Origin of the sequence: Dissulfurimicrobium sp. (assembly GCF_049968175.1) — a bacterium.
Taxonomy (GTDB): domain Bacteria; phylum Desulfobacterota; class Dissulfuribacteria; order Dissulfuribacterales; family Sh68; genus Dissulfurimicrobium; species Dissulfurimicrobium hydrothermale.
In genome coordinates this window covers 37,549-45,262 of the sequence record NZ_JBMFRG010000008.1, presented here as the reverse complement: position 1 = coordinate 45,262, position 7,714 = coordinate 37,549, and the positions used below count along the sequence as shown (strand labels likewise).

The 7,714-nt window shown below is 49.4% G+C and carries 6 protein-coding genes; 4 read left to right on the top strand and 2 right to left on the bottom strand.

Annotation, left to right across the window (positions count from 1 at the left end; translation table 11 throughout):
- The 4 genes from fusA to ACP5SG_RS01855 all read left to right on the top strand — a co-directional run.
- Positions 1–1,817, top strand: a 1,817-nt coding sequence (gene fusA / locus ACP5SG_RS01870; RefSeq protein ID WP_428121461.1) for an elongation factor G, incomplete at its 5' end; no start/stop codon positions are given.
- A 1-nt stretch (position 1,818) separates the two neighbouring features.
- Positions 1,819–2,559 carry a cytoplasmic protein gene (locus ACP5SG_RS01865; protein WP_428121458.1) on the top strand — a complete coding sequence of 247 codons (741 nt, stop codon included), beginning with the start codon at positions 1,819–1,821 and terminating at the stop codon, positions 2,557–2,559.
- A 1-nt stretch (position 2,560) separates the two neighbouring features.
- Positions 2,561–3,544: an ABC transporter ATP-binding protein gene (locus ACP5SG_RS01860; RefSeq protein WP_237889007.1), complete on the top strand. Its 984-nt coding sequence runs from the start codon at positions 2,561–2,563 to the stop codon at positions 3,542–3,544.
- Positions 3,526–4,668, top strand: coding sequence for a glycosyltransferase family 4 protein (locus ACP5SG_RS01855; RefSeq protein WP_237889006.1), 1,143 nt, complete (start codon positions 3,526–3,528; stop codon positions 4,666–4,668). Before ACP5SG_RS01860 ends, ACP5SG_RS01855 begins: the two co-directional genes overlap by 19 nt.
- Before the next feature lie 239 nt (positions 4,669–4,907).
- Here the strand turns inward: ACP5SG_RS01855 and nifA are convergent, their stop codons facing one another.
- Positions 4,908–6,536 (bottom strand): nif-specific transcriptional activator NifA, encoded by a 1,629-nt coding sequence (gene nifA / locus ACP5SG_RS01850; protein WP_428121453.1) that lies wholly within the window; start codon positions 6,534–6,536, stop codon positions 4,908–4,910.
- Positions 6,517–7,713, bottom strand: coding sequence for a bifunctional glutamate N-acetyltransferase/amino-acid acetyltransferase ArgJ (argJ, locus tag ACP5SG_RS01845; RefSeq protein WP_424661411.1), 1,197 nt, complete (start codon positions 7,711–7,713; stop codon positions 6,517–6,519). The genes nifA and argJ overlap by 20 nt, the downstream gene beginning before the upstream one ends.
- Position 7,714: the final 1 nt, after the last annotated feature.

Sequence of the window (7,714 nt, the reverse complement as noted above, 5' to 3'; positions counted from 1 at the left end):
TAGAGGTAGAAAGGGCTCTGAGGGTACTTGATGGTGCAATCCTTGTGCTTTGTTCTGTTGGTGGTGTGCAATCTCAATCTATTACAGTCGATCGTCAAATGGCGCGTTATAAAGTACCTTGTCTGGCATTTGTAAATAAATGCGATAGAAGTGGCGGCAATCCCCTCCGGGTGGTTGATCAGCTCAAAGAAAAACTCGGTCATAACGCAATCGCCATGCAGATACCTATAGGGGCAGAGGCTGGTTTTGAAGGTGTGGTCGACCTTGTGTCTATGAAGGCCTTATATTTTGATGGTGCAAACGGTGAGATGGTAAGAATAGAAGATATTCCAGCTTCCTTAAGGGCCGAGGCCGAGACAAAAAGAGAGGTATTGATTGATGCGGCATCCATGTTTTCTGATGAGCTCATGGAGGCCGCAATTGAAGGCCATGTAACAGAAGACATGATAAGGGACGCCGTGAGGCGCGGTACCCTTCAAAGAAAGATTACCCCTGTATTTATGGGGTCGGCCTATAAAAACAAAGGGGTTCAACCCCTTTTGGATGCGGTTACTTATTATCTACCCAGCCCGGCCGAGGTGGAAAATGTTGCTCTTGATATGTCTAGGGATGAAGCCCCTGTCATCTTGGAATCTGACCAGGAAAAGCCACTGGTGGCCCTCGCCTTTAAGCTCGAGGAGGGTAGGTATGGCCAGCTTACATATATCAGGGTGTATCAGGGCACCCTTTCAAAGGGCGATATGATTATGAATTCCAGGACGGGTCGCAAGGTAAAGGTTGGCAGAGTGGTGCGTATGCATGCCGATCAAATGGAAGACATAGATTCCATTCCTGCAGGTTATATAGGCGCACTTTTTGGTATAGATTGTGCCTCTGGAGACACCTTTACCTCACCCGATATAAACTATACTATGACCTCTATGAACATACCGGAACCTGTTATTTCCCTTGCTATAGCCGCAAAAGACAGCAAGGCCCAAGCGAATCTATCCAAGGCCTTGGCTAGATTCACAAAAGAAGACCCCACTTTTAAGGCGTATATAAATCACGAAACTGGTGACACTATTATATCTGGTATGGGCGAACTACATCTTGAAGTCTATATAGAACGTATGCGCCGTGAGTATGGAGCCGATGTCACCACTGGAATGCCACAGGTCGCCTATAGAGAAACCATTACCCAACGCGGAGATTTTAATTATACACACAAGAAACAAACAGGTGGTGCAGGTCAATATGGCCGAGTGGCCGGTTATATGGAACCTACAGAAGATGGCGAGGAGTTTGTTTTTGACAACCAGATAGTGGGTGGCGCCATTCCTACCGAATTTATATCTTCATGTGAAAAGGGTTTTAGGGCCGGTATGGAAAAGGGTCCGCTCCTAGGTTTCCCTGTGACTGGAGTTAGGGTGGTTATAAACGATGGTCAATCCCACTCGGTCGATTCGTCCGATATGGCCTTTCAGGCCGCCGCAAAAGGTGCGTTCAAAGAGGGATATATGAAGGCAAAACCTGTAATCCTGGAACCTATAATGAAGGTTGTTGTTGAGACACCGACTGAATTTCAGGGTGCGGTCATGGGTTCCTTAAACCAGAGAAGGGGAATAATACTTGGAACCCAAGATGAGGGCGATATGTGCATCATTGAGGCCGAGGTGCCCCTTGCCGAGATGTTTGGTTATTCCACAATTTTGAGATCGGCTACACAAGGTAAGGCACAATTCACCATGGAATTTTCAACCTATCGCCAGGTGCCGAGGAATATAGCTGAGGAACTCATGAAAAAGGCCGCTGAACAGAAGAAGAAGGCCGCTTAGAATGGTGTGTGCGAATATTATTTATCTAAACAAGAGGTCTGTCGCGATGCTTAAAAAGGACTTGATCATTAGGAACCCATTGAGACTTCTAGGGGAGAGCACAGGACAGATGCTTACAGAAGGCTGGTTCGGTGCAGTGTTGGCAAGGGCTGGTGTAGGTAAGACCTCGTTTCTTGTTCAGCTTGCGCTTGATAGTCTTCTTGGGGGGAAAAATGTCCTTCATATAAGCCTGGGGCAAGCTGTAAAAAAGGTCTGTTTGTGGTATGAAGAGGTATTTCGCAACATAAGCCGTGAGTATCAATTGGAGAATAACAATGAGTTATGGGAAGAGATATTACCTCATCGTTTTATCATGACATTTAATGCCGAACGTTTCAAGGTACCGCGCCTCGAGGAGAGGTTGGCCGATCTTACTGAACAGGGTATATTCTTTCCCCAGGTGGTATTGATAGATGGGTTGCTTTTTGATGATGCGACAAGGGATGTTTTGAGTGAACTGAAATTGGTCGCCAGGGATCATCATTTTCCGGTTTGGTTTGCTGTCAAGACGCATGGAGATGACGAAATTGAACCTGACGGCATCCCGCTGTCTGTCGCCCACACATCAGATCTCTTTGATATCATGATACAGCTTACGTCAAGGGGCAAAGGTGTTCATGTGGAACTTCTTAAGGGCAAAAAGGGTAGGATGGATACACATCTAATTCTGGATCCTGCAACATTTCTCATAAAACAGTCATGAAGTGAACCATTCCATTCTTACAGTAAGTGGGCTGGATATAGAGCTAAAAAGGAGCGGGTGTTTCGTGCCATTGGTGCGGAACACCTCTTTTTTTGTTGGGAGCAGCGAGTCTGTTTGTCTTGTTGGTGAATCAGGAAGTGGCAAGACGGTGACAGCTCTTGCCATTATGGGGCTTTTGCCATTATCTTTTCGAATAAAATCAGGCTCGATCTTATTTGATGGGATTGAGCTTGCACGCCTGGATCAGAATAAATTAAACAGGATTCGTGGGAGGCGTCTGTCTATGGTTTTTCAAGAGCCAATGACCGCACTTAATCCTGTATTTACCATAGGATCACAGATAAAAGAAGGCATAGCCGCCCATGAAAGGCTCACCTCAAAGGAGTTGAACCGCCGGACGCTCGATATACTGGAACGGGTTGGGATGCCAGATCCCCAAACGGCGTTCAATGCCTACCCTCACGAACTCTCCGGGGGGTTGAGGCAGAGGGCGATGATCGCTATGGCGCTTTCTTGCCATCCTGATATGTTGATTGCCGATGAGCCAACCACTGCCCTGGATGTGTCGTTGCAGGCCCACATCCTTGGTCTGCTCTCGGAGTTGAGGCGTGGCTCAGGCCTTGCCCTTCTGTTTATAACCCACAACCTTGGGGTCGTGGCTCAGGTTGCAGAGCGGGTGATTATTGTGTATGCAGGAAAGATTGTGGAAGAGGCCGGGGTTTTTGACCTGTTTGACTCGCCGCTGCATCCTTATACAAAAGGACTCCTGGAATCCATTCCTTATTTTAAAGATGGTAGTGGTGGGGTTGATAGAGAAAGGCGGCTAAAATCCATTCCCGGCAATATCCCACCACTTGAAGCCATACCCCATGGATGTCCGTTCCAAGACAGGTGCGGCGAGGTGATGGATGTCTGCAGGAGGATCGAGCCCACAGAGGTAAGCACTGGGAGGGCCCACAAAGTGGCATGTCATCTCTACGGATAGCTATAGTTCATGACTGGCTTGTTTCAAGAGGCGGGGCGGAAAGGGTCCTTGAGGAGCTTTTGCGCTGTTATTCTGATGCAGACCTCTTTACCTTGGTGGACCAGCTTCCTAATAAGGAGCGAGATTTTATCCAACAAAGATCTGTTACCACCCATTTTATAAACCGTCTGCCGTTTGTAAGGGTCTATTACCGTAAACTTTTGCCCTTTATGCCCTTTGCTGTCGAACAGTTTGACCTCAGCCGGTATGATATTGTTATCTCAAGCTCCCATGCAGTGGCAAAGGGTGTTATCACAGGCCCTAATCAACTTCACATTTCATATTGTTATTCCCCTATGCGTTACGCCTGGGATATGTGGCATCAATATCTTGAGACATCTGGCTTTAAATGGCCCCTATCCCCCATCGCCGGATGGTTTCTGCATAAGATCAGGTTATGGGATGTGTGCGCAGCGAACCGGGTGGATCGATTCATTGCCATATCACATTTCATAAAAAGGCGTATCCAGAAGACGTACCGCAGGGATGCGACGGTGATTTATCCGCCGGTTAATGTGGATGCCTTTTTGCTGAGCGGACAAAGGCAAAAGGAGGGGTTTTATCTCACAGCATCGCGTCTTGTGCCATATAAGAGGGTGGATTTGATTGTCGAGGCATTTTCCGAACTCAGGGACAGAGAGCTTGTGGTAATTGGAGATGGGCCTGAGGCGGCCAGAATCAGGGCAAAAGCCGGCCACAATATAAAGTTTCTTGGCTGGGTGGACCAAGCGGTATTGATTGATTACATGCAGCGCGCCAGGGCCTTTGTCTTTGCCGCCCAAGAGGACTTTGGTATCGTGCCTCTGGAGGCCCAGGCCTGTGGAACACCTGTCATAGCCTTTGGAAGGGGCGGGGTGCGTGAGACCATAAATGGGCTTGACAGCCCAAACCCGACAGGCGTATTTTTTGATGCCCAGGACGCCGGTTCAATCCGTGACGCCGTAATGAGGTTTGAAAGGGAGTCATGCCACATAACCCCTGATGCCTGTAGGGCGAATGCTATGAGGTTTTCGTCCGGGCGTTTCAGGAGGGAATTTACCGCCTTTGTGGACGATGCCTGGATCGAGTTTAAAGGGCATTGGTAAATATATGGCATTGCTTACATGGGTTGGTGGTTTTGTCGGACATTTGTCATGGAGAGGCTTGACCACATCCCCTACTATTTGCCATGATAAAACTCGGTAGCAATAGGGTCTGTTTAGTGAAGGAAGGGTTTGTCAGCGCTGTCTTGTGGAATTGCGGGTCAACATCCCATACATATCCAGACGATACTGGATGGTTGTGGCGCGCAATAGTGTATGGATGATGGATTGACGACCACCCTTCAAGCCTTGTGCTTTGGAATGGTTATCCCATGTTTTTTGATCTTATATCCTATTTGGCGCTGAGTGAGACCTAAGACCCTCGCAGCCTTGGCCTGTATCCAATTGTTTTGTCTGAGGGCCTCTTCAAGCTCGCGGCACTCTATCTCGCACAAGGAAAGCGTCGTCTTCTGAATTTGTTGAATTTGTCTCGGCCCATCGTTCGTTTGTGTCTCAACAGCCTCTGTATTCGGGATCAATCCCGGCGTCCTCAGCATGAATGACGGGATGTCAGACGGCTGAATATAGTTTTCATCAGCCATTATCACCAGGCGCTCTATGAGGTTTTGAAGTTCCCGGACATTTCCTGGCCAGTCATAAGACATGAGTAGGTCCAGTACCTCTTTAGAAAGCCGCACATTGCGGTTGTTTTGTCTATTACTTTCCCGCAAGAAGTGCTCCGCTAGCAGTGGAATATCTTCTTTACGGTTTCTGAGCGGTGGGATGACGATTGGGATGACGTTAAGACGATAGTAGAGATCGGCCCTGAAGCTCCCATTGTCCACGGCCATATTGAGGTCTCTATTTGTGGCGGCTATCAACCTGATGTCTACTGTGATGGTTTGTGTTCCACCCAAGAGTTCGAACTGTTGTTCTTGCAATACCCTTAGGAGTTTTGCCTGCAATGAGAGTGGGAGTTCACCTATCTCGTCAAGGAAGAGGGTCCCGCCATCAGCCAGCTCGAAGCGCCCCTTTTTCCTTGCTGTGGCGCCGGTAAAGGCACCTTTTTCATGGCCAAAGAGCTCGCTTTCAAGTAAGGTCTCTGGCAGGGCTGCACAGTTCACCTTAATGAATGGCCGTTCATGTCTCGGGCTTGCCTGATGGATGGCCCTTGCGATCAGCTCTTTGCCCGTGCCCGATTCGCCAAGAATTAAGACTGTGGCCCTTGTGGGGGCCACTTTTTCTACGGCAAGAAGCACCTCATGCATGGCCTTCGAGCTGCCGACTATGTTGTGGCGGGCGTATCTCCCATGGAGTTCGGCGCGAAGCGAGCGATTTTCCTCCAGGAGGCTTTCCTCTTTTTTATGTATAGCCTGATGTAGGTTTAAAAACTGGGCGACAAGTGTAGCCACAACCGTCAGAAAACGGACGTCTTCTTCAAATGAGATCTCGGGCCCGAAGAGCCTGTCGACCGTAAGCACGCCTACGGGTTTGCCAGCCAGAATTACCGGGACCCCAATGAAGGAGAGTCTTTCCTTTGTGATGATGCGGTCCCTGGCCTTGGTCCTGTTTAGAAATAGTGGTTCTGCTTTTATGTCGGGTACCACAAACGGCGCGCAGGTGCGAAATACTTGCCCAGTTATCCCTTCGCCTAGGCCATAGACCCCTCTTTGCTCCTCTTCCTTTGTCAGGCCGTAGGATGCTTTGATTATTAGGCGTTCGCCGGTATGATCCAGCAGTACCAGGGTGGCTCGCTCCATATGCAGGGTATCGTGAAGCACCCGCAATATCTCCAAGAGCGTCTTGTCAAAAAATACCGCTGAGCCGATGAGAAGCGATATTTCATAGAGTGCCTGGATCTCGATGGCAAGGGTATCTGGATTGCTGTTATGGATAGTATCATCTTGTTTTTTAGGTACGGTAGTCTGCATTTATACGGACATATTCAACCGATAAGTCGGATGTGAGGACCCTAGCCTCGGCCTCTCCGAGGCCGAGGTCGAGCCTTATCTCATATTCTCGACCGGCCATGACCCCTTTCGCTGTAACCTCGGCCTCTTCCCCAATACCCACACCACCCCTTACAATCTCAACCCCACCTATGGTAAGCGCAATTCGGTCTTGATCAAGGGCGAAGCCAGCCCTACCGGCAGCGGCCAATATCCTGCCCCAATTGGGATCGTTGCCGAAAAGGGCGGTCTTTACAAGGGGAGATGTGGCTATGGTCCTTGCTATCACATCCGCCTCTGCATGGTTTCTTGCCCCTTTCACAATAATGGTCACAAGCTTTGTTGCACCCTCGCCGTCGGCTACGATTAGGCGGGCTAGTTCCTGCATGAGGTCTTTTAATATCGCATTGAATGCGTCGCCCCAACGCCCATTTTCTATTGAATGATTCCCAGCTAGACCGTTTGCAAGGAAAAATACCGTGTCGTTTGTACTTGTGTCCCCATCTATAAGTATGCGATTGAAGCTTTCCTTGGTCGCCATGTTTAGGGCTTCGCGGGCAAAGGTCGGCGTAATGTCGGCATCTGTCAGGATGAATGCAAGCATGGTCGCTTGAGGAGGGGCAAGCATTGGGGCTATCATGCCGGCACCTTTCGCCATACCCGCAATCCTCACCTTCACCCCATCTATCTTGATGTCCCTCACGGCAGTTTTTTTCATGCTGTCCGTCGTAAGTATGGCTTGGGCGACAAGATCAAGCCGATCTTCGTCGAGCCCATCTATCAGGGCGTGGATTGCATTTGTGATCCTGTCCATGGGCATTGGTTTCCCGATTACGCCTGTTGAAGATACCAGGATGTCTTCCGGATCGATATTGAGCGCCCGGCCGACAAGCAGCTTTGTGGTTTCTACATCTTGAAGGCCATTCAACCCTGTACATGCGTTTGCATTTCCGCTGTTTACCACGACGGCCCGCACGTAAGGGTTGCCTGTGGCCATACGTCTGATACCGGCGATGACCGGCGCTGCCTTTACTTCGTTCCGCGTAAAGACGGCAGCTGCAACCGCTGGCCTTTCAGAAAGGATCAGTCCGAGGTCAAGCCGCCCTTTGTGTTTTATCCCTGCCTCCACGGCCGAACCAAGAAATCCAGTTACCCGCATA

Excerpts from the sequence above, each read along its gene's own strand:
- ACP5SG_RS01855 (WP_237889006.1), top strand. The coding sequence starts at position 3,526 with ATGTCATCTCTACGGATAGCTATAGTTCATGACTGGCTTGTTTCAAGA.
- argJ (WP_424661411.1), bottom strand. The coding sequence starts at position 7,713 with ATGCGGGTAACTGGATTTCTTGGTTCGGCCGTGGAGGCAGGGATAAAA.
- ACP5SG_RS01865 (WP_428121458.1), top strand. The coding sequence starts at position 1,819 with ATGGTGTGTGCGAATATTATTTATCTAAACAAGAGGTCTGTCGCGATG.
- nifA (WP_428121453.1), bottom strand. The coding sequence starts at position 6,536 with ATGCAGACTACCGTACCTAAAAAACAAGATGATACTATCCATAACAGC.